Source organism: Actinoallomurus purpureus (genome assembly GCF_024055795.1).
Lineage (GTDB): Bacteria > Actinomycetota > Actinomycetes > Streptosporangiales > Streptosporangiaceae > Actinoallomurus > Actinoallomurus purpureus.
Genome location: NZ_JAMXMY010000013.1, coordinates 38806 through 62872 on the forward strand (window position 1 = coordinate 38806; position 24067 = coordinate 62872).

Sequence of the window (24067 nt, forward strand, 5' to 3'; positions counted from 1 at the left end):
CCCGTGCCGGGCGCGGCGTCCGGGTGGGGCCGGGGCGGCGTGATCATCGCTGTCGTTCGGCGTCGGAATCACCGCGGGAAATCGCGAACGGTTTGCACCCGCATGACCTGCGTAATTATCGAGATGCTGCAGCCGGATTCCTCCACGATCCTGTGGCTATGACCAATCGCCAGTCATCCGCGGACCACGATCACGATCACGGGCATGGGCATGCTGAGCCGTCCGGGTGGTGGGGGAAGATCACCCATCTGGTGCGGCCGCACTCGCATGAGGCGGCCGAGAAGGTGGACGCGGCGATGGAGTCTTCGGCCGAGGGGATGCGGGCGTTGTGGGTCTCGCTGGCCGGGCTGGGCCTGACCACGGTGATCCAGGCGGTGGTGGTCGCGGTGTCCGGATCGATCGCGCTGCTGGGCGACACCTTGCACAACGCCGCCGACGCGCTGACCGCGGTGCCGCTGGGGGTGGCGTTCTGGCTGGGCCGCCGTCCGCCGACCCGCCGCTACACCTACGGGTACGGCAGGGCCGAGGACCTGGCCGGGATCGCGATCGTGGCGGCTATCGCCGCATCCAGCATCGCCGCTGCCTACGCCGCCATCCAGCGGCTGGCCGACCCCCAGCCGGTGTCGCACCTGTGGGCGGTCGCAGCCGCGGCGCTGGTCGGGTTCGCCGGCAACGAACTGGTCGCCCGCTACCGGATCCGCACCGGCCGCAGAATCGGCTCCGCCGCCCTGGTCGCCGACGGATTGCACGCCCGCACCGACGGGTTCACCTCCCTGGCCGTTCTGCTCGGCGCGGCCGGGATCGCCCTCGGCTGGCACCAGGCCGACCCGATCGTCGGCCTGCTGATCACCCTGGCGATCCTGTCGGTGCTGCGCCAGGCCGCCCGCGAGGTCTACCGGCGGCTGATGGACGCCGTCGACCCGGCCTTGATCGACCAGGCCGAGAACGCCTTGCGCGCCACCTCCGGCGTGCTGGGCCTGGGCCAGGTACGGATGCGCTGGATCGGCCACCGGCTGCGCGCCGAATGCGACGTCATCGTCGACGCGAGAGCGACCGCCGTCCAGGCGCACACGATCGCGGTCGATGCCGAGCACGCTCTCATCCACGCCATCCCCCGCCTGAGGGCCGCCACCGTCCACGCCGACCCTGACTCCGGTGACGGCACCGACCACCACGCACCCCTGACCGCCCACCGTTGAATGTCCATCCTCAGCACCGTGCGGCCGGCTGCCTGTATCGATCGGTCGTCCCTCCTGGCGGTCACATCTTCTTGAGCAGGTTCTGCATCGTGGTGATCTCGGCGGTCTGCGACGTGATGATGGAGCCGGCCAAGGTCTTGGCGTCAGGGTTGGCGCCTTGAGCCTGTTCGGTCTTGGCCATGGACACGGCGCCCTGGTGATGTTTGATCATCATCTGCGCGAACATCACGTCTTGGGCGTTGTGGCCAGCGGTCGCCGGAGCCGAATCCATGCTCATGGACGGGCCCATGGAGTGACCATTCATCAGTTGATCAGAGCCCGTCGTGCCGTCTGCGCCGCACGCGAGGGTGAGGGCGGCGAGGGGGACGACGATCAGGCAGAATACGCGTTTCAGCAGTCTCCTCCGGTTGTTCGGCCAGGGCCGCGGCCGTGGCGGGCAGTGTGATCCACACGTCGGCTCCGTCGTCGTGGTTGGCGCACTGGCCCTCCGGCCCGGCATATCTGCCCGCAGGACGCGCCCGGCGACGCGGACGCCACGCGATCGACGGCGCTGAGCGCACGCGGGCGGCGCACTCGCACCGGCAACCCCTGGGCCGTTCGACGGCGTCGCGGCTCCCCGCCGGTTCGGCGGACCGCGTACGACCGCGTCACCCGGCACTCCCGTGGCGTCTCGCGGGTTCGTTTTGCGAACCCATATGTCTCCTACCCGCCACACACGTGATCCGCGTCATTCGTGCGAAGATCATCTGGCGTTCGATCGGCTGGAGGAGTATCCGGCATCGATGCCGCGCGGACGTGCCGTTCGCCCGACCGACGAGGACACCATGTGCCGTGACGGACACTGTGAACACAGCACCGGCGTGGACGACGGCGTGCAGCCGAGCGCGGAGACCGTCGACCGGCGGCGTCTGCTGATGGCGGCCGCGACGGGCGTCGCGCTCACCCTCGCGCCGATCTCCTTCACCCCCGCCCGGGCCGACGACGCCACGAAGGGCGCCGTCCCGGCCGATGGCGAGGTGACCCGCCTGGTCACGGGGCATCTCGCGACGGGCGCGGCGGACTTCGTGTACCTCCCGGTGGAGGTGCCGAAGGGCGTGCAGAAGATCGCCGTGCAGTACTCCTACGACAAGCCGGCCGTCCCCGCCGGCACCCCGGGGAACTCCTGCGACATCGGCGTCTTCGACGAGCGGGGGCTCAAACTTGGCGGCAAAGGCTTCCGCGGCTGGTCCGGTGGCTTCCGCACCTCGTTCGAGATCAGCAACAGCGAGGCCACCCCCGGCTACCTGCCCGGTCCGGTCAACCCCGGCACCTGGCACGTCGTCCTCGGGCCGTACCAGGTGGCGCCGCAGGGCATGAACTACCAGGTCCAGATCACGCTGACGTACGGCGAGCCAGGCCCGGCCTTCGCCCCGAGCTACCCGCCGAAGCGCGCCAAGGGCCGCGGTCGCGCCTGGTACCGCGGCGACGGCCATCTGCACACGGTGTACTCCGACGGCAGGAGGCTGCCCGCCGAGGTCGCGGCCGGAGCCCGGGCGGCCGGACTCGACTTCATGGTCTCCACCGACCACAACACTTCCGCGTCGCATGCCGTCTGGGGGCAGTACGCCGGCGATGACCTGCTCATCGTCACCGGCGAGGAGGTCACCACCCGGAACGGTCACTGGCTGGCCCTGGGCCTGCCCGCCGGGGAGTGGATCGACTGGCGCTATCGTTCGCGTGACGACGCGTTCGGCCGCTTCGCACGGCAGGTGCACAGCGTCGGCGGTCTCGTGGTGCCCGCCCATCCGTACTGCCCGTACGTCGCCTGCCAGTGGAAGTTCGGGTACGACGACGCCGACGCCGTCGAGGTGTGGAACGGCCCGTGGACCTACGACGACGAGTCCGCCGTCGACGCCTGGGACGCCATGCTCGGCGAGGCCGTGCGCACGGGCCGGCGCTGGATCCCGGCGATGGGCGACAGCGACGCCCACAGCGAACCTCAGGTCATCGGCCTGCCGCACAACGTCGTGTACGCCGACGACCTCGCCACCGACGCCATTCTCGGTGGCCTGCGGGCGGGCCGTACCTGGATCGCCGAGTCGCACACGGTGCAGTTGACGTTCGCCGTCACCGGCGGCGGGCGGAAGGCCGGCATCGGCGAGACGCTGACCGCATCCACCGACGCTCCGATCGACGTACTGCTGGACGTCGAGGGTGTGCCGAGCGGCACGGTCCGGTTCATTACGGATGAGGGTCAGATGCACCAGGAGTCGCTGCCCGCCTCTGGTTCGGGCAGCGTCGTTTGGCGGACGACCACCTCGCTCGCCGCCTATGTTCGCGCGGAGGTCCGCCATCCGATGGCCGACGGCACGCCCGGCAAAGGCAACACGATGGGCCCGAACCTCATGTGGGGCCCGATGGCCGCCCTGACCAACCCGATCTTCCTGCGACGCTCCGGCGACTGACGGATCCGCCGTACCCGATCAGAGACAAGCGATCAGACGTCGGTGTCCTTCAGATGTCGTGGCGAAGCGAATTTCGCCCGGGCTGTCACAGGTGGTGGGGTTGTCTTGTCTTAGCTGGTGACCGGGTGGCAGCACGGCTCCCGGTGGACAGGAGGCATGGCATGAAGTTCGTGGTCGTCGGTGGTACCGGTCTGATCGGGTCCAAGGTCGTGGGGGGTCTGCGGGAGCGTGGTCATGAGGCGGTGGCGGCGGCGCCGAGTACTGGTGTGAACACTCTCACTGGTGAGGGGCTGGCGGAGGTTTTGGCCGGTGCGTCGGTGGTGGTCGATGTGTCGAATTCTCCGTCGTTCGAGGATGGTCCGGTGCTGGAGTTCTTTGTGACTTCCACGCGTAACCTGCTGGCGGCCGAGGCGGCCGCCGGTGTCGGGCATCATGTGGCGTTGTCGGTGGTGGGGACGGAGCGGTTGCCTGAGAGCGGCTATATGCGGGCGAAGGTCGCGCAGGAGACGTTGATCGAGGGTTCGTCGATTCCGTTCTCGATCGTGCATGCGACGCAGTTCTTCGAGTTCGTTCGTGGTATCGCGGACGGCGGCACCGACGGCGGCACGGTCCGGATGGCTCCGGTGTCGTTCCAGCCCATGGCGAGTGATGACGTGGCCCGGGTGGTCGGTGAGGTCGCGGTGGGGGCACCGGTGAACGGCCGGGTGGAGACCGGTGGGCCGGAGCGGTTCCGGATGGACACCTTCTTCCGGGACGCCTTGGCCGCCTGGGGTGATCCGCGTGAGGTGGTCACCGACCCGCACGCGCGTTACTTCGGCACCGAGCTGAGCGAACGGTCTTTGGTGCCGGGCGATGACGCGATTCTCGGCGAGATCCGGTATGGCGACTGGCCCGGCCGGATCCCCGCCGGCAAGTAGCGATACCAGGAGTTCCACATGATGAAGAAGACGATCGCTTCGGTCGGCGTCGTGGCAGCCGCGACCACGGGATCGTGATCAGCAACAACACCAACGTCGCGGTCGATGACTGAGATCGCCGGCGGTAGAGAGGCCATGGCGGCCGGCTCCCGGCGATCCGCCGGGTACCGGCCGGGCCGCCGCCGAACGATCGCACACCCGCCGCGATCACGACGAGGACCAACCAGGAGGGGCCGCCGAGCACCAACTCGTCATCTGCCACGGCAACGGCCCGCAGGTGGGGATCCTGGCCCTCAAGAGCGAGACGGACAAGTCGCTGTGGCTGCCGTACCCGCTCGACGTCATCGGCGCGCAGACCCAGGGGATGATCGGTTACTGGCTGGTCCAGGAGCTCCGGAACGCCGGGATGCGACGGCCCACCGTCGCGCTCGTCGCCCAGACCGTCGTGGACGGCGCCGACCCGGCCTTCGCCCAGCCCACCAAGTTCATCGGCTCGGTCTATGACCGCCGGCGCGCGCGGGCGCTCGCCGACCGGTACGGCTGGAATATCGCCGCGACGGCCCCCGTTGGAGGCGCGTCGTGCCGGCACCGGAGCCGATCTCCCTGGTGGAGGGTGACACGATCCGGGCGCTGCTCGAACAAACACGGGCATGTCGTCGTCTGCGGCGGTGGAGGGGAGGCGTCCCGGTCGTCCAGACCGGTACGGGTGAGCTGCGGGGCGTCGACGGGGTCGTCGACAATGACCTCATCGCTGCCCGTCTCGCCCTGAGGCTCGGCGCCGAGCGCCTGCTCATCCTCACCGACGTCCCCGCCGTGATGCGGGGCTGGGGCACCACCGTCACCGCACGTGCCGTCGCGGCGTCCAGTTGATCGCTGGAACAGGCCGGCACCTTGCCCCTAGTGACGACATACATGGAGAGGACGAATGGACACCATGATGGCTCTGCGGGCGCACACCCGAGGCGGCCCAGAGCAACTCGTGTACGAACAGGCGCCGGTACCCGTGCCCGCTCGGGGTGAGGTGCTCATCGCCGTGCACGCCGCGGCGATCACCCTCGCCGAACTCGGCTGGGACCTGTCGTGGACCGCCCGGGACGGCTCCGACCGCACCCCGGTGATCCCTTCACACGAGGTGTCCGGGACGGTCGCCGCGCTGGGCGAGGACGTCCCGGGCTTCTCGGTCGGGGACGACGTCTACGGTCTGATCGACTTCGACCGGGACGGCGCCGCAGCGGAATTCGTGACCGCACCGGCCGACACCCTCGCGCACAAGCCGCGCAGCATTACTCACGTACATGCCGCCGCGCTGCCTCTGGCCGCGCTCACCGCTTGGCAGGCGCTCGTCGACCACGCCGGCCTCGCCCCCGGCGAGCAGGTGCTCATCCACGGTGGCGCGGGAGGAATCGGCGTGTACGCCGTGCAGATCGCCGCGAGTCTCGGCGCGCGGGTCATCGCCACCGACGCCCCGGCGCACGCCGAACTCGTACGCCGGCTCGGCGCGGAGCGCTTCATCGACTTCACCAGCGAGGCCTTCGACGACGTGGTTTCCGGGCTCGACGTCGTCCTGGACACCGTGGGCGGCAGGACCCTCGAGCGTTCCTACGGTGTGCTGCGCCCCGGCGGGCGGCTGGTGACCCTCGGTGCCACGCCGTCACCGGAACGAGCCGAGGAGCATCAGGTCAAGGCCATGTTCTTCGTGGTGCGGCCGGACGCGGGGGAACTGGCCCACCTGGCGCGGATGGTGGACGACGGCAGGTTGCGGCCGGTGGTGAGCCAGGTTTTCCCGCTGGACGCCGGCCGCCGCGCCTTCGAGAGCAGAGGGCGGGAACGCAGGCCTGGCAAGACGATCCTCACCGTCCGCTGACACCACCGCCACGCCGAGTTATGTGTCTCGGCCGGCTTCCGCAGGCCCATGCGTATTCGGCGGGTTACTGAGTGCCGTCGCCCTCCGCGGCACGCGTCGGCCCACGGCACCGTCGAAGCGCCTGCACTGCGCCATTGACGCACCACCGCCGTCGGCACTGCCCGACCGATCCGCTGTACCTCACTCACGTTCCTGAATCCTTCATGCAGGAGCGCGAGATGTTCAGGCCGAGGAGTCGCCTGGTCGACGGCACGGCGAATGCTCAGGAGCGCGGATGAGAAGACCACCGACCAAGCCCGATCACAAGAAGCGGCATCCGGCCAACACCACGCACTTTGACCGGGCGCCGTTGGGCGCCCGAATCGCGAACGCAGTCGCGCGGCAAGTGGGCTCATGGCGGTTCATCGCCATACAGACCGCTTTGATCGCGGCGTGGGTGGCCTACAACGCCGCGTACGGACACCCCTTCGACCCGTGGCCGTTCATCGCGCTGAACCTGGCGCTGAGCATGGAAGCGGCGTATACCGGCCCCATTCTCCAGCTGTCGCAGAACCGTCTGACCGCGCATGCGGAGGCGCGAGCCGATGGGGACTACCAAGACGGGTGGGAGACGCACGCGATGCTGCTCGCCTTGATCAAGACGATCGAACAGGCGAAGAGCATTCAGGAGATCGACCAGATCGACTGGCGAAGGCTGCTCAACCGGGAGGACCTCGGCTCGACCGATTGAGTTCGGGTCATCTTCGAGTAGGGGCAGAGCGTGGTCGCCGTCGTGAGCAGTTGGGTGGCCGTTTCACGTTCGATTCCTGGCCAGCTCACGACGAGGCCGGCGGCGAAGAGCTGTTCGGGATTCGGGCGGGTGGCGTCGCCGCCCAGTTCCTCGGGTGTCCGCAGATCCAGGTCGAGGGCGCCGTCGGCGGCCACAAGGAGCCTGTAGTGGGGGTGTGCTGGTCATGGGCGATGCCAGCGCTGCAGCTTGTCGGGGTTCAGCACGATCCATACAGCGGTGACCTCGGTACCGGAGATGCTCACGCTGACCACCGCCACCGCCTGGCCTGCCCGGCGCAGTGCCAGCCCTGTGCGACCGTTTACGGACTCGATGGTCACAATCGTGCGGGGCCGGCCGGTCAGCAGGGCCGTGACGAAGTGGGCGACTGCGTCCGCGCCGCGGGTCGGGTGTACTGCGGCGCGTATCTTGCCGCCGCCGTCGCTGACCACCATTGCGTCGGCGGCCAGGACTGCTTTCAGTGCGGTCGTGTCTCCTGTGCCGCATGCTGCCGCGAATCGGCGTGCGACGTGATCATGCCTGTTGAGCATGGCCTGGTCGGAGCTGTTCTGGCGGGGGTCGTGCTGTGCCCAGCCGGTGACAGCGCCGGGCGTGTGGTGGGGCCTTGGATGACGCGCCGGGCCGCCGGTAGAAGGCGGTGTGGCCGGGTCGCCGGGTTCCGGTGTGCCGTTGAGGGGCTGGACTGCGGCGGTGGAGGCGAGCAGCTCCAGGCAGATGCCTCGTGCGACTCGCGTGAGCCAGGCTTTGGGTATCGCGATGCCGGCGCGTTCGTCGTCGTCGAGGGCGTACCAGCGGCGGTAGGTCTCGTGGACGATCTGGTCGGCCGTCGTGGCTGAGCCGAACATCAACAAGGCGATTTCCAGCAGGTGTTGCCGTTCGTCGAGCATCTCTGCCAGCGAGGCCGCGGCCCCGGCCCCCGTGTCGGTCATGGCCGACCGTCCTCGCGGGCCTCGCGGCGAGGCGAGGGCGCCTGGGAACGGGGAGCCTGCTTCTCCTGTTTCCAGGCTGTGCAGTGGCCCGCGTGTCCGCCGACTATCGGGATCGTCCGCACGTTGTCCTCCCTGAGGATCTCTCGCCACCTAAGACCGGACAGCCCGTCCTGTTGTGACTTCTCTGGCGTACTTCAGGGAGGCAACGGGTCAGGCTGCGGTGGACACTGCGGCGATCTTGGCAGGGTCCATCATCCAATCAGGAGGCCGACCCAGCGTCCGCATGGCCTGGCCGCCTGCGGCCTCGATGCCGGGGCGCAGCATCGCCTCGCCCCGTCGCGAGCTGAGCCGCGCCGATCCGCCCGAGTTCACTGCCTGCGGCGATCAGGAACCGGTGTGCCCGCACACCGAATGGCTGCCCTGCTGCGTCCTCAGACAAGACAACCCCACGACCTGTGACAGCCCCTACGAAAATCCGCTCGTCACACACCAGGACGCCGTCCTGTCTTTGTCCACGAAGAGGGGCATTCCACGCGACAGGAGTCAGATCATGCCATCGGCGACCAACGGGATCCGGGTTCGGATGCGTGCGCGGCCGATCGACGAGCCGCACCGCGTCTCCAGCCCACTGGAGCTGCTGTTCGACCTGACCTTCGTGGTCGCGGTCGCGGCCGTCACCAACCAGCTCGCGCACAGCATCACCGACGGCCACGGCCTGGCCGGGCTCGTCCCGTTCTTCCAGGTCTTCTTCGCGGTGTGGTGGGCCTGGATGAACTTCACCTGGTTCGCCTCGTCCTACGACACCGATGACGTCGCCTACCGCTTGCTGACCATGGTGCAGATGGCCGGTGTGCTGGTCCTGGCCGCCGGTGTACCCGCCGCGGCCGACCACTCCGACTACCGGGCCGTCACACTCGGCTACTTCATCATGAGGATCGGGCTCGTGTCCCAATGGCTGCGGGCCGCCATCGAAGACCCGGCCGGTCGCCGCACCGCGCTGCGGTACGCCACCGGTATCACCATCGTGCAGGCGGGCTGGGTACTCCGCCTCATCCTCTCAGCGACCGGCACCCTGCCATCATCCGCCCAGCTGCCGTTCTTCATCGGCCTGGACGTCCTGGAGCTCATGGTGCCACGCTGGGCGGAACGGGCCACGGCCACCAACTGGCACCCGCACCACATCGCCGAACGCTACGGCCTGTTCACGATCATCCTGCTCGGCGAGAGCATTCTCCCCGTGAGCAGCGGAGTCGCAGGAGCGCTCGAAACAGCCGAGATCAACAGCCGTCTCGTCGTCATCGCCGTCTCCGGTCTCGTTCTGCTGTTCGCCCTCTGGTGGCTCTACTTCCTCGTGCCGGCCGGGGCGGGTCTGGGCAACCGCCGCGATCGGTCCTACCGGTGGGGATACGGCCACTATGGCATCTTCGCCGCCCTCGCCGCCCTCGGCGCCGGCCTCGAGGCCACGGTCGAACAGACCGGACATGACCTCAATGCCTCACCCCTCGCCATCTGCTACGCCGTCGCGATCCCGGCCGCGGTATTCCTCATGTCGCTCTGGCTCGTCCACGCGCCCATCGTGGCCGAGCCCGTCGTCAAGCCCGCTGCCGTTCTCGGCGGCACCGGCATCATCCTCGCCGTGCCGCTCGCGGCACCGCAGATCGGAGTGGCCACCGTCGTCGCGGCGATCGCAGCCGTCAACGTCCTGATCACCGCCATCACCATCGCCACCAGCCGGAAGCGCTGAGCCCGAGTCCCCTCAGCCAACGAACTTGAGCGAGAAACAGTCGGTGTCGGGTCATACCCCGGCTCGCGCGGCAAGCCCACCACGGTCATCTGCTCCGAGCCGGCTTTCATGTCCTCAAGGATCCAGACCCAGGCCCGATCCGAGTTCAAACCCGGCGGACCGGTGCTGTCACAAACGCGGTCACCGCCTAGTCCTACCTGATATCGGTCCCGGCGCCGACCATCCGCCGCGCAGAGAAGAGACGGATCCTGACGGATCAAGACCATGGGGGTTGCTAATGCAGGTCGCACTGATCGGGTATAGCGGGCTGGTCGGCTCAAACGTAGCGAGCGCGCTTCCCATGTACGTAGTCGGCGACCCGTACGCGCGCTGCTTCGCGGCGAAGCTCGGCGAGTGGACCCCGACCCCGGATGATCGACGCGAGTGTCCCGGTGCGCGGACCGGCCAGCCGCGAACACCCAGAACGGACCGAACCCACCAGCCGGCTCGAAGCCAGGCGTGCGCCCATGGTGCGCGCCACCCTGGGCAGGTCGCGGCGAAGCCCCGGCCGTGACCTGCCAGGCGCGCACGCCAAACCGTCCCTCCGTGCGTGCCACCCCCGGCAGGCCGCGGCACCGATCCCCAGGCCCCCGCCGCGGCCTGCCTCAAACTCGACCTGGTGGCGTGACCTTTGTCGCACGACGACGCCTCTGTGATGGGACCGTCGAGACCATGTGATCGCTCAGCGCACCGCCGAAGGGCACGTCGAGCACGGCCCGAGAAAGCTGGGCTTCACCTCTCGATCCCGCATCGCCGCCACGTGGGCGGCCGAGCAGCAAGCCGGGGCATGCACACGGCGGCTCCATATGTCACATGTGAGCCCTCTGCCCGGTCATGAATGACGTGTGCAATGACGAAGCAGAGGCTGGCACGCCCCCTCGGGACGGACGGGACCAATATGCGGTGAGCGCCGAGTTCTACGACATCCTCCAGGCCGAGCGGGACCGCGATCGGGTCCACCGGCTGTACAGCGCCGACGTGCGGACCGCCCGGGCAGGCGTCCTGGACATCGGCGCCGGCACCGGGACCGTGACCGCGATGAGTCTGGTCGAATCCGGTGCTGCGGTGCACGCCGTCGAGCCGACCCGAGCCATGCGGACCGCACTCATGACGCGTCTGGCCGACATGCCCGCCGACCTGCGCATGCGGGTCACCGTTCACGCCCGGGCACTGCATGACAGCGGTCTGAGGGCCGTGGCGGACGTGGCGATCTGCCACAACGTGATCGGCTGTCTTCAGCCCACACGACGACGCACGTTGTGGCCTGCGGTGGCGAAGGCTCTTCTTCCCGGCGGAGTGCTCGTCCTCCAACTGCCACCGGCCTCTCTGCCCACCACTGCCGTCAGCACGGACCTGCCGATCGTGCGCGTCGGGGAACACGAGTACGGCGGCCGGATGGTCACCTCAGCGGACGGGGAGCGCATTCGTGCTCACTTCGACTATTGGGTGCGGGGCCGGGCGGGCCGGTTGCGGGAGCGCGCCGAGACATTCTGGATGTGGCCCCTCTCCCGCGCAGAACTGGTCGAGGAGATGTCGGAGCACGGCTTCGCCGCATTGCCAGACCGCGGCGACGATGTGACCCTGGCCGCACGGCACCCCGGCCTTCTCGACGGCTGATCGATCAGTCACGCTCGGGGCCGGGCCCGACGCCCGGCGGCTCTGGCCGCGCGTGGGAGATCCCGGAGACTTTGTCCGGGTTCATCACCCACATGATCTGATCGATGCCCTGAGCCGAAGCACTGACCGTCAGCAGGGCGACGAGGGTCTCACCGCGCGAGATCAGCACACCTGGTCGTCCGTTCGCTTCGACCCACGCGATCGTCGTACCAGGCCAGAACCTCGATGCGAGTGCCCCGATGAACTTCGCAACGCGGGCTCGGCCGACCACGGGCTTCCGCGCGGCACCGCGTGCTCCACCGCCATCGGAGTAGCTGACCACATCGGCGGCGAACAGCTCTTCCAAAGTGGTGAGGTCACCCGTCTGGGATGCGGCGAGGAATGCCTCCAGCAGGCACCGGTGCTCGGCCGAGCTCACCGGCGTGCGGCGATCGGCGGCGAGGCGCTTGCGCGCGCGGCTCACCAACTGGCGGGTGTTGGCCTCGCTCAGCTGAAGAATCCTCGCGATCTCACCGTACGGATAGTCGAACGACTCTCGCAGAACATACGCCGCCCGTTCCGTAGGCGAGAGCCTCTCCAGCAAGAACAGGACCGCCAGTTCCAGCGCCTCGCCTCGCTCGGCTCCGACCTGCGGATCGGCGCTGGTGTCCACGGGCTCGGGAAGCCACGGCCCGACATACGTCTCCCGCCGCTTCCGCGCGGATTGCCCGACGTTGATCGCAAGCCGCGTCGTAATCGTCGCAAGGAACGCTTCCGGGTCTATGACGGCCGTGTGGTCGGTGGCCTGCCACCGCACCCAGGTATCCTGCACGACGTCCTCGGCCTCGGCCGAACTGCCGAGCACGCGATAGGCGATGCCGAAGAGACGCGGCCGCAAACCGACGAAGACCGAAGCGGCCTCATCGAGCGCACCGGCCTCCGAGTCCTCTGGCTGTATGACCACGATCGCCTCCCCCAAGGCATCACCGTTCGGTCAGCCTACAAAAGCCGCTGGTCGCACGGCCTCGGCACCCCGTCAGTGCGGATCCTTCGTCTGGCTTCCTGCGCCGACGCAGGTCGCGGCCCGGGCTCGCCCACGCTGCGGAAGAGGGACACGGCGCCATAGCGGCCGGGTGGATCGTCAGCAGGCTGTGGGTCGTGTCCCAGCCAGCCGATCGGTAAGAGGCAGGACGACGGGCCGCCACACCGCCCGACCGCCCTGCTCCATGGTGCCGCCGTCGTGATCCGTTCTGCCCGGCCCGTCGGGCGCACCGCTGCCAGGGTGGATCCGAGTCATCTCGTCGGGTGGAGGGGGGACGACGTGCCGCCGTGAGCGGGGCCGGTCGATGGCCTGTTCGGGGAGCGGGTGAGTTCTTCGAAGCCGCCGTTGGCGAGTTGCCGGATCAGTCCGGTCTCAACGCCATGCTCCGCTTCGTCGCGTTCCCGTTGCTGCAGTCCGAGGCAGAGTCGCCGGGTGGCGGTGAAGGCCAGAGGCGGCCCCGCGATCACGGCGACGCGGAAGAAGACGGTGAGGGCGGTCAGAGACAGATCGAAGTGTGTGGCGATCTGGTCGTTTGAGGCCGCCGCCCACAGGAGCCCGTAAAACGTCACTCCGGAGGCACCGAGCGCCGTACGGGTCGCCATATCGCGTGGGCGATCGAGCAGGTCGTGCGCGCGCAGGTCACCGGTGATCCGGCGCTCGATCATCGGATAGGCGGCCAGGAGCGTGAAGAAGGTCCCAGGGACGATGAGCGCGGGTACGAACACCGCGAGGCTGAGAGGGTGCCCGAACACGGTGGGTTCCCAGTTCGGCATGATTCGCAGGCCGCCGTCGAGGAAGCCCATGTACCAGCCGGGTACGGCGCCTGCGGTGATGGAGCCGGGCTCGAAGGGACCGTACAGCCAGATCGGGTTGACCTGTGCGACCGACCCGAGCAGTACGAGAACCCCGCAGGTGGCGGAGAAAAGCGCTCCAAGCGCGACCAGGCGGGAGCGGCGGCTGATGGGTCCCGGCCGCCGCCGGTTCGGAAAACGGGTGTGCCCATGCCGCCGTACGAGCCGGTAGCGCAGTGTCAGCAGCGCGAGAATGAGTACGCCGACGATGAGATGTGCCCCGTACAGACGGGGGATGATCTTTTCGCCGGGAAAGTCGCCGCCGAACAGCCAGAGCATCAGGTAGGTGCCGATCAACGGAATCGACTGAATGACCCCCTGGATGAGGCTGAGGCTGCCGCCGGAAAGCTGGTCGTCGGGCAGTACCGTCCCGGTGACCCCGGCGGCCATGCCCAACACCAGCAGCCCTACCCAGGTCAGCCAATTGAGCAGGCGGGGATTACGGAAGGCGCCGGTGAAGAACAGGCGCAGCAACTGCAGCGTCACCGCGGCGACGAAGACGAGAGCGGCCCAGTGGTGGATCTGCCGCACCAGGAGGCCACCGCGAACGTCGAAGCTGAGATCCAGGGTCGAGGCGTACGCCTCGCTCATCCGGACGCCCCGCAGCGTCGGATATGCACCGCCGTAGACGGTCGGCTTCATGCTGGGTTCGTAGAACCACATGAGGAAACAGCCGGTAAGCACCAACACGATGAACGCGTACGCGGCAATCTCGCCGAACATGAAGGACCAGTGACTCTGGCCGGTGACCCGCGTGTACCGTGACCGACGAGTCATCGGCCCTCCAAATGTCAGCGTCTAACGGAACGTCACACATGAAGACCGATCCACGCCCACGTCTGTGACATCGCTGGCCCTGATGTGTCGCAGGTCATGCCGCCTGCCGGTCACCCGCACCAAAGAACGCCTGGCCGTCGCACGCGCCATGTACGGCATGCGCTTCTCCGGCGAAGATGTCTCGGCCATGACCATGCAGCAACGCCGCAGCCGCGAATGAGCCCGCGTCCGTAAGTGTCAACGCCGGCGTCTTCGTGGGCAACCCAGCCGTTTCCGAGACCGTCTCTGGAGGCTCCTCGCCGACCGGATCGCGGACGGCCAAGCCGTCCTCGTCGAACCCGCTGACAACGAACAAGGTTGGGCCATCCGCACCGCAGGCCGAGACCGCTGTCGCAGCCGCGTCGCCGGCGGAGCCGGTCTCCGGCTCCGCCTCCCCGTATCGAACTCGCGGGGTCAGCCTGCGGAGGGACGCGGGGCGCGCAGGTGGGCCCGCTTCGCCAGCTCCTCCTCTTCGACCATCGTGAGCATCGGCTGGCCCGGCGCGCACAGCATGGTCACGACGAACTTGGACGGCGCGTCCGACAGGGCGTTGCCGTTCTGGTAGTGGATCACGTCACCGCCCGGCTCGTACAACGTCTCACCGGCCTTGATCACGCGCTCCGGCTCACCCTCGAGTTCGAACCGGATCGCGCCCTCGATCACGTAGCCGAAACACGGCCCCGAGTGGCGGTGCGGAGGAGTCCCGGGGTCACCGGGAGACCACTCGACGAGGACGGTCATTCCCGAAGCACCCTCGGGAATGAAGGGCGGCTTGATGTCCTGCAGCATCTTTGGTCCGAACGTCGTCGGGCTCTCCTGCTCGGTGGTCCCGCCTGCTGAGTTCTTTTCCGACACTGAACTACACCTCCGTAGGCCTGCCCGGAACGGACGATCTCGCGTCGGCCACCGCTTTCTGGGCCGGTGTACCGAAATCTCGTTCGGCGGTGACCGTGATCGTCAATTTCGGGCTCACACAACTTGCGTCGCAGTGAAGACAAAGTACGGCCCGCATCTGTGACAGGCCGTGCGCCTTCTGCCTCGCACAGAGAATCCCGAGACCACCCTGCTTCCTGTCGGCGGCCTCCACAATCCGGGAGCCCGCGGCATCGAGAACGCATCGCACCGTGGCAATCCCGGCGTTGAACGCTGTCACAACAGCGCCATCCAGGCGATGCTCCCGTTCACCCGCCCGCGGGGATGGCTCGAGGATCGTGGCGTCCTGGACGCCCCCATCGTTGTCCCCGCGTCGGCGGGGGCTCTCCACTGAATCAGTATCGAGCCCGATCGGATGGATGCCGGGGCGTGCCATGCGATGGCGGTCTAAGCGTCTCTGATTGGCTAAGTGATCCTGAGGAATCCTCAGGATCGTGCCCGCCTGGAGGCCGGGTAGGTGCCAATCGTCTTCGTGCCCTGGTGCCGTTGGACAAAGCCGTCGGCCCGCGTGGCACGTCCCTCCGGACGCTATCGGTCCAGCTTGCACGGCTATAGGACCGAGGAGGGTGCCCCGCGTCGCCTGGGCACGGGGCGTGCTGATGGCAGAACGATATCAGAGGATCACGAAGGGTGACTAAGGAAAGAAGCGGGCCTCCGACGCCAGGCGGCGCCGGCGCGCTCCCAGTCGTTCCGGCCCTGGTGGCGCTGACGGCAGGCAGGGATCAGTCAGGGCGTCCGGCGCCGACGATGGGTGTGCCGACGTCTGGGGCTGGCCCGGGTTCGATGCGGGCCTAGATGTTGCCGAAGCCGTTCCGGTGGATGACGCCGGCCTAGGGTCGCCTGTCCGGTGGAGCCGGTCGGACGACAACCCGCCTGGGCGACGTTTTACCTGGTCAAGGCGCCGTCGCATACCGAGTTGGCGGATAGTATCGGTTTCCTGTCGTTATATGTACATTGCACCGATCTTGGGGCGATGTGCTTGGACGGAGGTATCGGTGTCCCTGACCGAGGCCCTACGGGCGGGAGCTCCGCAGGCGTTCGGCGCGCTCTACGACGAGTACGCCGAACCGCTCTACGCCTATTGCTACGTCATGGTCGGCGTGGAGGCGGACGATGCGCTGTGCGACGCCTTCAGCGCGGTCGCCCGCCATCCGGACGCCGTCCCGGGCGACGACACGGAGTTGCCGGTATGGCTTCACTCCCTCGCCCGGGCCGAGTGCCTACGACGCGGCGCCCTCGCGCGGGCCGTCGAGACGACCACGTCGACCGACCCACTGCGACGCGCGCTGGCCCTCTTGAGTCCCGAACACCGTGAGATCCTGGCGCTGGCGAATGCTCTCGATCCAGAGCAGACCGCCCAGGTTCTCGGGGTGACGCGGGAGACCGCCGAGACATTCGCCCGGGAGGCGCAACGGCGCCTGGAGGAGGCCGCCGCCTCCGTGAGCAGCCGGGAGACACGGGATTCGGTCATGCTCTCCCCGCTGAGCGGGGAGGCGCTGCACCGGCTGGTGACGCTGGGGTACGAGCCTCCGGCGGGACAACGAGAACGGGTGCTGTCCTCGTGCGCGACGATCGCGCGCGCGCCCGGCGAAGCAGCGGCGGCCGCCGCCGATGGCACACGCACACTCGACGGGCCCTCCGCACAGGCCGCGCCTGTCGGCGTGGGATCGGCCGGCTGGGAGTCCATCGACGCGGCGTGGGCCGAGGATTCGAACGCACGTGACGGCGAGCAGCCGCTGCCCGTCCGCGGCAAGCACGCCACGCAGATGAAGTCATCGGTCAGGAGCCGATTCCTCCCGGTCGTGGCCCTGGTGTCCTGCGTCGCCGCGGTCGCGGGAGCGGCCTACGCGTTGTCCAGTTCCGACCGCGCTCACGAAACCGGCGCGGGCCAGAGCGCGCGGCCGAGCCGTCCAGCCCAGCCCACACGGTCGGGCGACCAGACGTCCCCCTCATCCAAAGCGGCCACCTCGGACCCGAGCGCGTCGCCGATGCCGACCCGTAGCGCCGCCACGCCTACGACCGCGACACCTCGACGCAGCACCGCCGCTGCCGCCGACTCGAGTTCGGCGACCCGGACTCCACCCGCCAAGCCGACCCGATCCGTGAAGGCGACCCCGACGAGCGAACAGAGCTCACCGACTGAACCGTCCCCGACGCCCAAGCCGACTCCGTCCGCCGAACCGACTCCGTCCGCCGAACCGACTTCGCCTGCTGAACACACGCCGGGTTTGCCGACCAAGCGGCCGGGCCGGTGGACGCACAGGCCGAGGCCGCATCACACTGCCACGGCATCCTCGGGGCGGCCGGGCCGGTGGACGGCCAGGCCGAAGCCGCATCACCCGCATCACACTGCCACGGCATCCGCGGGGCGGCCGGGCCGGTGGGCGACTGGGCCGAAGCCGCATCACACTTCCGCATCGGGTGACGGATCTGCGGAGGGGCCGGGCCGGTGGGCGACTGGGCCGAAGCCGCATCACACTTCCGCATCGGGTGACGGATCTGCGGAGGGGCCGGGCCGGTGGGCGACTGGGCCGAGGCCGCATCACACTTCCGCATCGGGTGACGGACCTGCGGAGTCGGGTGACGGATCCGCGGAATCGGGTGACGGACCTGCGGAGTCGGGTGACGGATCTGCGGAGTCGGGTGACGGACCTGCGGAGGGGCCGGGCCGGTGGGCGACTGGGCCGAGGCCGCATCACCCTGGCGGATCGGGTGACGGACCTGCCGGATCGGGTGACGGACCTGCGGAGGGGCAGCGGAGCATGGGTGGTCGAGGCCCTGGTGGGACGGAACCGCGCCCGTGGCGCCCCCAGTGGTGAACCTCAGCGGTGCTCGGCGGCAGCCACGGCACGGTGATCCGCAGTGGGTGCCGGGCCCCGAGCCAAAGTGAACGACGCGGCGTATGCCCGCGTTGCTGCTGCCGTCCCCGACTGACGGCCCGCATGGCCGCCAGAGGTAACGGTGCCGCGCCGCGCCGCTGCGCTGGTCGGGCGGGTCGGCTGGCGAGTGCGGCGGCGGGGATGCCGTTGGGGTCCATGACGCTGACCAGCTGGATGAGCGGCGTTGGTAATGGCAGCGGCGGGCTCGGGTCTGGCTGGCACGTCGGTAGCGTGACCAGTGCAGGCGGTGCTCGTGCTGGGGCAGTGGGGTGTGACGATGACGTGCCGTCAACCAGCGGATCTCCGGAACGCTGAGATCGGGGGCTCAGGTCGGCTGGGTCCGAGCCGCATTTAATTTCAAATGATACTGTATCGAATGAACGGATCGCCGATAATGTGCTCTCATGACCGCCGACGTTCCTCCTAGGACCACCGCCTCGCGTGCGACCGGCCGCCCCGGGGATGCCTCGCCTTTCGCTCTCGGCTTGCTGCTGCGCCGGGCGCACTGGCATGCGGCTGCGGTGATGGCAGAGGCGCTTCGGCCGCTCGGCATCGAGTTGCGGCATTTTGCCGTGTTGATCGTGCTGGTCGACCGCGGGTCAACAGTGCAGCGGGATTTGGCGGAGGCGACGGGGTCGGACAAGGCGGGAATCATGCGGGTCGTGGACGACCTGGAGCGTAGGGGGCTGGCCGTACGCAAGACCGTTCCGGGGGACCGGCGGGTGCGGGCGGTGGAGATCACGCCTCAGGGCATCGAGCTTTTCGATGCGGCCCATGTGGCGGCGGAGCCGCTGGCTGAGCGTCTGGTTGCCCAAATGGGGCCCGGCGAGCCCGAGCAGCTGGCGCATCTGCTGACCCGGTTTGCCTATCCCGCAGGCGGTGAGGCGTAAGCGCGCCCGCGCGCCGGTTGCCTACCGCGTGGGCGCGCTTCGTCTCATGCGGCTTTCGCGATGCCGCCGAAGCGGTGAACGGAGTTGTACAGCGCCAGCAGGGTCGATCCTGTCCGCCGTGGCGTGAGGCGGTCGAGGTGAAGTCGCCGTAGACCTTGCCGGCGGCAGGTTCTGGTGCCAGAGGCCGAACAGGGTGTCCATGAACGCCTTGGGCCGGGCCGCGACATTGCCGAACCGGGCGGCTGTGCCCAAGATGACGCGTCCGCTCGCAGCAGGTCCTCATGCGTCACCACGGGAATGTGCCCGGTGACCTGGACGTGCTCTGCCCAGGCGTTGTTACGGGTGACCGCTTGTACGGCCGCGCTCTCCTGGACGCGCCGCAGGCGGACCTCGGCCCCGGCGCCGGCGGCGCCTGCGCGTACCTCGTCGGCCGGCGTGAAGATTGTTCCTGTAGCGGAGTAGTAGGCGACGGCGACGTTCGTGGTCGGCGCCTGTACGAGTCACCTTCCTCACGATGTTCGGGGCTCACATACCCTGCGGATGGTATTAAGTGATACCGTCGCGAACGTAACGGAGATACACAAGACGGATTGGGCTGATGGGTAGGTAAGCGATCTTGGACGTCTATGAGGCGGTCACGAGCCGGCGGGCGGTGCGCGGATTCACCGACCGGTATGTCCCGAGGGAGGTGCTTGAGCGCGTGCTGTCCGCCGCGGCTTGGGCGCCGTCCGGATCGAATCTCCAGCCGTGGCACGCCTACGTGCTGACCGGTGGGCCGCTGGCCGAGCTCAAGAAGCGGGCCGGCGAGCGCGTGGCCGCAGGTGATCCCTGGGACGAGCGGGAGTACGAGATGTACCCGCCCGCGCTGAAGTCCCCGTACTGCGAGCGCCGATCCGCCTTCGGCAAGGAGCGCTACAGCGCACTCGGTATTTCGCGCGAGGACTGGGAGGCACGCCAGCGGGCCGCTTCCGCGAACTGGGGCTGTTTCGGCGCTCCCGCCGCCCTGTTCTGCTACATCGACCGCGACATGGGCCCGGCCCAATGGTCCGACGTCGGCATGTATCTGCAGACCGTCATGTTGCTGCTCCGCGCCGAAGGGCTGCACAGTTGCCCACAGATGGCGTGGTCGGTGTATCGCAGGACCGTCGCGGAGGTCCTGTCACCCCCGGACGGGCTCATCCTCTTCTGTGGCATGTCGATCGGGTTCGAGGACGTCACGGTGGATTACGCCCGTACGGGCCGGGCGCCGCTCGACGAGACGGTCACGTTCGTCGATGGCTAGTACTGCAATCGCAGAAGCTGATCTACCGCACGTTGCTGCGGTCGATCTGCGCGCACAAGGAGATCGCGGACAAGCGCATCCGCTCCAACGGGCTGGACCGGACAGTGGTCTACCCGACCAAGCTGACCCATGGCCCGCCAAGGGCACATACAGCGCGGGTGAGCGGCTGCCGATGAAAGGCAACCCGACGGACGTCGCCGCCTTCATGCACCGGGCGGCACACGGCAGCGAGTGGGTCCAACGCAGTGCCGTGATCACCAACTGACGACGCTCGGCACACATTGACTTCCACCGGCTCCTGAGGAAGTGGATCCCCGGCTCGTGCCACGGGGAGTCCTGCTTCGGCGCCGACCGAAGAAACGATTCCGTTTTCCCGCAGGCACCACATCACATCACGAGGAGAGACATGACCAACCAGTTCCGCCTCGGCGGCGACCTTACGATCGACCGGCTCGGCTTCGGCGCCATGCGCCTGCCCCAGGGCGGCCCGGGCGGACCCGCCCGCGACCCTGAGTCCGGCCGCGCCGTCTTGCGCTGCGCCGTTGAGCTCGGCGTCAACCACATCGACACCGCCGACTTCTATCGCAGCGAGAACGGCTCGGTGCGCGCCAACGCCCTGATCCGCGAGGCCCTGTCCCCGTACCCGGACTCCCTGGTCATCGCCACCAAGGTCGGCCCGGTCTTCGGCCCCGACGGTCCCGGCCAGGGCACCGCCGCCGATCTTCGGCCCCAGGTCGAAGCCAACCTCGAAAGCCTGGGCCTGAATCGCCTTGATCTGGTCTACCTGCGCATCGGCATGATGGAACCTCCGCACGGCGAGTCGCTCGCGGAACGCTTCGAGGTGCTCGCCGCGCTGCGCGAGGAGGGCCTGATCCGCCACCTGGGCATCAGTAACGTCGATGCCGGCCATCTCGCCGAGGCCCGTACGATCGCTCCTGTCGCGGCCGTCCAGAACAACTTCCACATCGCCAATCGTGACGAGACGGCCGTCCTGGACGCCTGCACGCAGGCCGGCATCGCCTTCGTCCCCTTCTTCCCCCTCGGCGGCGGCAGGGCCGACATCAACGAGCCCGGCCTGGTCAAGGTCGCCGAACGGCACGGCGCCACCGCCCATCAGATCGCCCTGGCCTGGCTGCTGGCCCTGTCCCCGGTCGCCCTGGCCATCCCGGGTACCGGTTCCGTGGCTCACCTGGAGGAGAACCTGACCGCCCGGTCGATCACTCTCACCGAGGAGGACCTTGCCGACCTCGCCTGATCGCAAAAAGGGGTGAACCGGGCGATTAGCACGGTTCTAGGCGATCACCCTCAGGCTCGTCGCATCGCACACCGCCCGCACGTGAGCGCGCAGCCCGGCCTCGGTGAGGTACGGCGCCCTCTGACCCCAGCACCACTCCGGCCGGGTTGCCCGTGAACGGTGTGCGCGTGAAGGAATCGACCTGAGGGGGAACTCTCACCGAACGCGCCATCCCACGGCGTCAGCGGGGCCGGCCGGGCGCGTACTGCGTTCTCAGTAGTCCAAAGTGTCGGCAGGCGCACGACGACGGGACGGGGACCGCGCTGACAGCCTCATGAGGTAACCGAGACAAGATGCGGAGACCTCATCACGTGGCTGCTTTTCTCTATCGACTGGGCCGGTCGGCCTTCCGGCGGCGCTGGTACGTCGCCGTCATGTGGGTGGCGGTGCTGGGCGTCGTCGGTTTCGGCGCCGCCACGGCCGCCGCCGCGCCCGACGACGGGTTCTCCATGCCGGGCACCGAGTCGCAGAAGGCGTTCGACCTGATCCAGCAGCGCTTCCCCGGCGCCGGCAAGGCCGACGGAGCGTCCGCCCGGCTGGTCTTCGTCGCTCCGGACGGGAAGAAGGTCACCGCGACCGGGAACCGGAAGGTCATCGAGAGCGCCGTGCGCGAGGTGGCCGCCGGACCACAGGTCGCCAGTGCCGTGAGCCCCTTCCAGGCGCACGCGGTGAGTGAGGACGCGTCGACGGCGTACGCGACCGTCACCTACAAGGTGAAGAGCAAGGACCTCACGGACGCCGACAAGAAGACGCTGGAGGACGCCGGCCAGCGCGGCCGGGCGGCGGGCCTGACCGTCGAGGTCGGCGGCGATGTGCTGGCGAGTCAGCCCTCGGCGGGCGGACCGGGCGAGATCATCGGTGTCGCCATCGCCGCCATCGTGCTGCTGATCACCTTCGGCTCGCTGGCCGCCGCGGGGCTGCCGCTGATCACCGCCATGATGGGTGTCGGAGTCGGCGTCACCTCGATCGTCGCCCTGGGCAGCACGCTCGGCCTGTCCATGACGACCACCACGCTGGCCTCGATGCTCGGCCTCGCGGTCGGCATCGACTACGCCATGTTCATCGTCTCCCGCTACCGAGAGGAGCGGGCCCGGGGGCATGCTCCGGAGGAGGCGGCGGGTCTGGCCGCGGGCACGGCCGGGTCCGCGGTGGTGTTCGCCGGACTCACCGTCGTCATCGCGCTCGCCGGGCTGTCGGTGGTCGGCGTTCCGATGTTGACCAAGATGGGCCTGGCCGCCGCGGGGACGGTCGTGGTCGCCGTACTCGTCGCGCTGACCCTGGTACCGGCCCTGCTCGGCTTCTTCCAGCGCGCCGTGCTGCCGCGCGCCGCGCGCCGGGGCGCGGGGAGCATGGACCGCGTCAAGGCGAACGGGGGCACCCGCTGGGCCCGGTTCGTCCTGCGCCGGCCCCTTCCCGTTCTTCTCCTCGGGGTCGTGGGGCTGGGGGTGCTCGCCGTACCGGTGATGGACCTGCAACTGGGCATGGCCGGCGATGAGGCCAAGTCGACCTCCACCACCGAGCGCCGCGCCTACGACGACCTGGCCAAGGGCTTCGGCTCCGGCTTCAATGGCCCGCTGACCGTCGTCGTCGATGCCAAGAACGCCACGGACCCGAAGGCCGCCGTGGCCACGATCACCCAGAAGATCGGCGCCACCCACGGTGTCGTCTCGGTCTCGCGGGCCCGGTTCAACGCCACGGGCGACACCGCGGTGTTCTCCGCGGTCCCGGCCACCGGCCCCAGCGACCAGAAGACCAAGGACATCGTCCACGCCATCCGCGCGGAACGCTCCGCGAGCGAGTCCGCCACCGGCGCGACCTTCGAGGTCAGCGGTGCCACGGCGGTGAACATCGACACCGCCCAGAAAGTCCAGGACGCGCTCATCCCCTACCTCGCGGTCGTCGTGGGCCTCGCCTTCCTGCTTCTGTCGGTGGTCTTCCGGTCGGTGCTCGTGCCCCTCAAGGCGGCCCTGGGCTTCCTCCTGTCGGTGCTGGCGGCCCTCGGCTCGGTCGTCGCGATCTTCCAGTGGGGCTGGCTGGCCGGTCTCCTCGGCATCGAGCCCGGTCCGATCATGAGCCTGATGCCCATCTTCATGGTGGGCATCGTCTTCGGCCTCGCCATGGACTACGAGGTCTTCCTGGTCGCGCGGATGCGGGAGGCGTACGTTCACGGGGACGGGCCTTGCCAGGCGGTGGTCTCGGGGTTCCGCAACAGCGCCCGTGTGGTGGTGGCCGCCGCGCTGATCATGATGGCGGTCTTCTCCGGTTTCATCGGTTCCGGCGAATCCATGATCAAGATGATCGGCTTCGGCCTGGCCACGGCCGTCCTGCTCGACGCCTTCGTCGTCCGCATGGCGATCGTGCCCGCGGTCCTCGCCCTGCTCGGCGAACGGGCATGGTGGATGCCACACTGGCTGCAGAAGGTGCTGCCCCGCGTGGACGTGGAAGGCGAAGCACTGGGCGACCGGTCCTCGGCCCTCCTGGCCGCGAACCAGGCGGCCGGGCGCGAGTCCGCGCACGTCTGACGGCCCGAAACGCCGACGGCCGCCCGTGAAAGGCACGGG

General features: G+C 68.8%; 19 protein-coding genes and 1 pseudogene. 14 read left to right on the forward strand and 6 right to left on the reverse strand.

Translation table 11 applies throughout. The annotated features are described in order from the left end of the window. The first annotated feature begins 158 nt into the window (after window positions 1-158). Window positions 159-1199: a cation diffusion facilitator family transporter gene (locus tag NE236_RS23800; RefSeq protein WP_252844320.1), complete on the forward strand. Its 1041-nt coding sequence runs from the start codon at window positions 159-161 to the stop codon at window positions 1197-1199. Window positions 1200-1260: 61 nt separating this feature from the next. On the opposite strand, the gene NE236_RS44595 is transcribed toward NE236_RS23800, so the two are convergent. Beyond that, the gene (locus NE236_RS44595) at window positions 1261-1698 is read right to left on the reverse strand and encodes a DUF305 domain-containing protein (protein WP_308209148.1); all 438 of its coding nucleotides are present in this window, start codon (window positions 1696-1698) and stop codon (window positions 1261-1263) included. A 283-nt stretch (window positions 1699-1981) separates the two neighbouring features. On the opposite strand from NE236_RS44595, the gene NE236_RS23810 reads away from it, so the two are divergent. The 5 genes from NE236_RS23810 (at window position 1982) to NE236_RS23830 (ending at window position 7154) form a co-directional block, all read left to right on the forward strand. Beyond that, window positions 1982-3643: a CehA/McbA family metallohydrolase gene (locus NE236_RS23810; RefSeq protein ID WP_252844322.1), complete on the forward strand. Its 1662-nt coding sequence runs from the start codon at window positions 1982-1984 to the stop codon at window positions 3641-3643. 242 nt (window positions 3644-3885) lie between these two features. Continuing rightward, a complete protein-coding gene (locus tag NE236_RS23815) occupies window positions 3886-4560 on the forward strand; it encodes an SDR family oxidoreductase (protein ID WP_252844323.1) in 675 nt (224 codons plus the stop codon). Window positions 4561-5166: 606 nt separating this feature from the next. Continuing rightward, on the forward strand, window positions 5167-5430 hold the full coding sequence (locus tag NE236_RS45140; RefSeq protein WP_372494433.1) for an amino acid kinase family protein: 264 nt from the start codon (window positions 5167-5169) through the stop codon (window positions 5428-5430). 55 nt (window positions 5431-5485) lie between these two features. Beyond that, on the forward strand, window positions 5486-6424 hold the full coding sequence (locus NE236_RS23825) for an NADP-dependent oxidoreductase (protein ID WP_252844325.1): 939 nt from the start codon (window positions 5486-5488) through the stop codon (window positions 6422-6424). A 274-nt stretch (window positions 6425-6698) separates the two neighbouring features. Next, complete coding sequence (locus tag NE236_RS23830; RefSeq protein ID WP_252844326.1) at window positions 6699-7154, forward strand: DUF1003 domain-containing protein; 456 nt, start codon at window positions 6699-6701, stop codon at window positions 7152-7154. A 221-nt stretch (window positions 7155-7375) separates the two neighbouring features. On the opposite strand, the gene NE236_RS23835 is transcribed toward NE236_RS23830, so the two are convergent. After that, on the reverse strand, window positions 7376-8140 hold the full coding sequence (locus NE236_RS23835; RefSeq protein ID WP_252844327.1) for a sigma-70 family RNA polymerase sigma factor family protein: 765 nt from the start codon (window positions 8138-8140) through the stop codon (window positions 7376-7378). A gap of 550 nt (window positions 8141-8690) precedes the next feature. On the opposite strand from NE236_RS23835, the gene NE236_RS23840 reads away from it, so the two are divergent. Then, the gene (locus tag NE236_RS23840; RefSeq protein ID WP_252844328.1) at window positions 8691-9884 is read left to right on the forward strand and encodes a low temperature requirement protein A; all 1194 of its coding nucleotides are present in this window, start codon (window positions 8691-8693) and stop codon (window positions 9882-9884) included. Window positions 9885-10826: 942 nt separating this feature from the next. Next, window positions 10827-11540, forward strand: a complete 714-nt coding sequence (locus NE236_RS23845; protein WP_252844329.1) for a class I SAM-dependent methyltransferase — start codon at window positions 10827-10829, stop codon at window positions 11538-11540. A gap of 4 nt (window positions 11541-11544) precedes the next feature. Here the strand turns inward: NE236_RS23845 and NE236_RS23850 are convergent, their stop codons facing one another. Next, window positions 11545-12498 carry an RNA polymerase sigma-70 factor gene (locus NE236_RS23850; protein WP_252844330.1) on the reverse strand — a complete coding sequence of 318 codons (954 nt, stop codon included), beginning with the start codon at window positions 12496-12498 and terminating at the stop codon, window positions 11545-11547. A gap of 314 nt (window positions 12499-12812) precedes the next feature. Then, window positions 12813-14189 carry a cytochrome bc1 complex cytochrome b subunit gene (gene qcrB / locus NE236_RS23855; protein ID WP_252844331.1) on the reverse strand — a complete coding sequence of 459 codons (1377 nt, stop codon included), beginning with the start codon at window positions 14187-14189 and terminating at the stop codon, window positions 12813-12815. Window positions 14190-14253: 64 nt separating this feature from the next. Between qcrB and NE236_RS23860 the strand changes: the two genes are divergently transcribed. Beyond that, window positions 14254-14409, forward strand: a complete 156-nt coding sequence (locus tag NE236_RS23860) for a hypothetical protein (protein ID WP_252844332.1) — start codon at window positions 14254-14256, stop codon at window positions 14407-14409. Between the two features lie 60 nt (window positions 14410-14469). Continuing rightward, a pseudogene (locus NE236_RS45145) lies at window positions 14470-14571 on the forward strand (type I-E CRISPR-associated endoribonuclease Cas2); the annotation flags it as partial. A gap of 71 nt (window positions 14572-14642) precedes the next feature. Here NE236_RS45145 and NE236_RS23865 read toward each other — a convergent pair. Together NE236_RS23865 and NE236_RS23870 are read right to left on the reverse strand one after the other, a co-directional pair. Then, complete coding sequence (locus tag NE236_RS23865; RefSeq protein ID WP_252844333.1) at window positions 14643-15083, reverse strand: cupin domain-containing protein; 441 nt, start codon at window positions 15081-15083, stop codon at window positions 14643-14645. A 1948-nt stretch (window positions 15084-17031) separates the two neighbouring features. Further along, window positions 17032-17322 (reverse strand): hypothetical protein, encoded by a 291-nt coding sequence (locus tag NE236_RS23870; RefSeq protein ID WP_252844334.1) that lies wholly within the window; start codon window positions 17320-17322, stop codon window positions 17032-17034. 1122 nt (window positions 17323-18444) lie between these two features. On the opposite strand from NE236_RS23870, the gene NE236_RS23875 reads away from it, so the two are divergent. The 4 genes from NE236_RS23875 to NE236_RS23890 all read left to right on the forward strand — a co-directional run bounded on the left by NE236_RS23875 (window position 18445) and on the right by NE236_RS23890 (window position 24028). Then, window positions 18445-18930 carry a MarR family winged helix-turn-helix transcriptional regulator gene (locus NE236_RS23875; protein ID WP_252844335.1) on the forward strand — a complete coding sequence of 162 codons (486 nt, stop codon included), beginning with the start codon at window positions 18445-18447 and terminating at the stop codon, window positions 18928-18930. Window positions 18931-19546: 616 nt separating this feature from the next. Next, complete coding sequence (locus tag NE236_RS23880) at window positions 19547-20212, forward strand: nitroreductase (protein WP_252844336.1); 666 nt, start codon at window positions 19547-19549, stop codon at window positions 20210-20212. A gap of 406 nt (window positions 20213-20618) precedes the next feature. Beyond that, window positions 20619-21467, forward strand: coding sequence for an aldo/keto reductase (locus NE236_RS23885; protein WP_252844337.1), 849 nt, complete (start codon window positions 20619-20621; stop codon window positions 21465-21467). A gap of 350 nt (window positions 21468-21817) precedes the next feature. Then, the gene (locus tag NE236_RS23890) at window positions 21818-24028 is read left to right on the forward strand and encodes an MMPL family transporter (RefSeq protein WP_252844338.1); all 2211 of its coding nucleotides are present in this window, start codon (window positions 21818-21820) and stop codon (window positions 24026-24028) included. Window positions 24029-24067 lie beyond the last annotated feature (39 nt).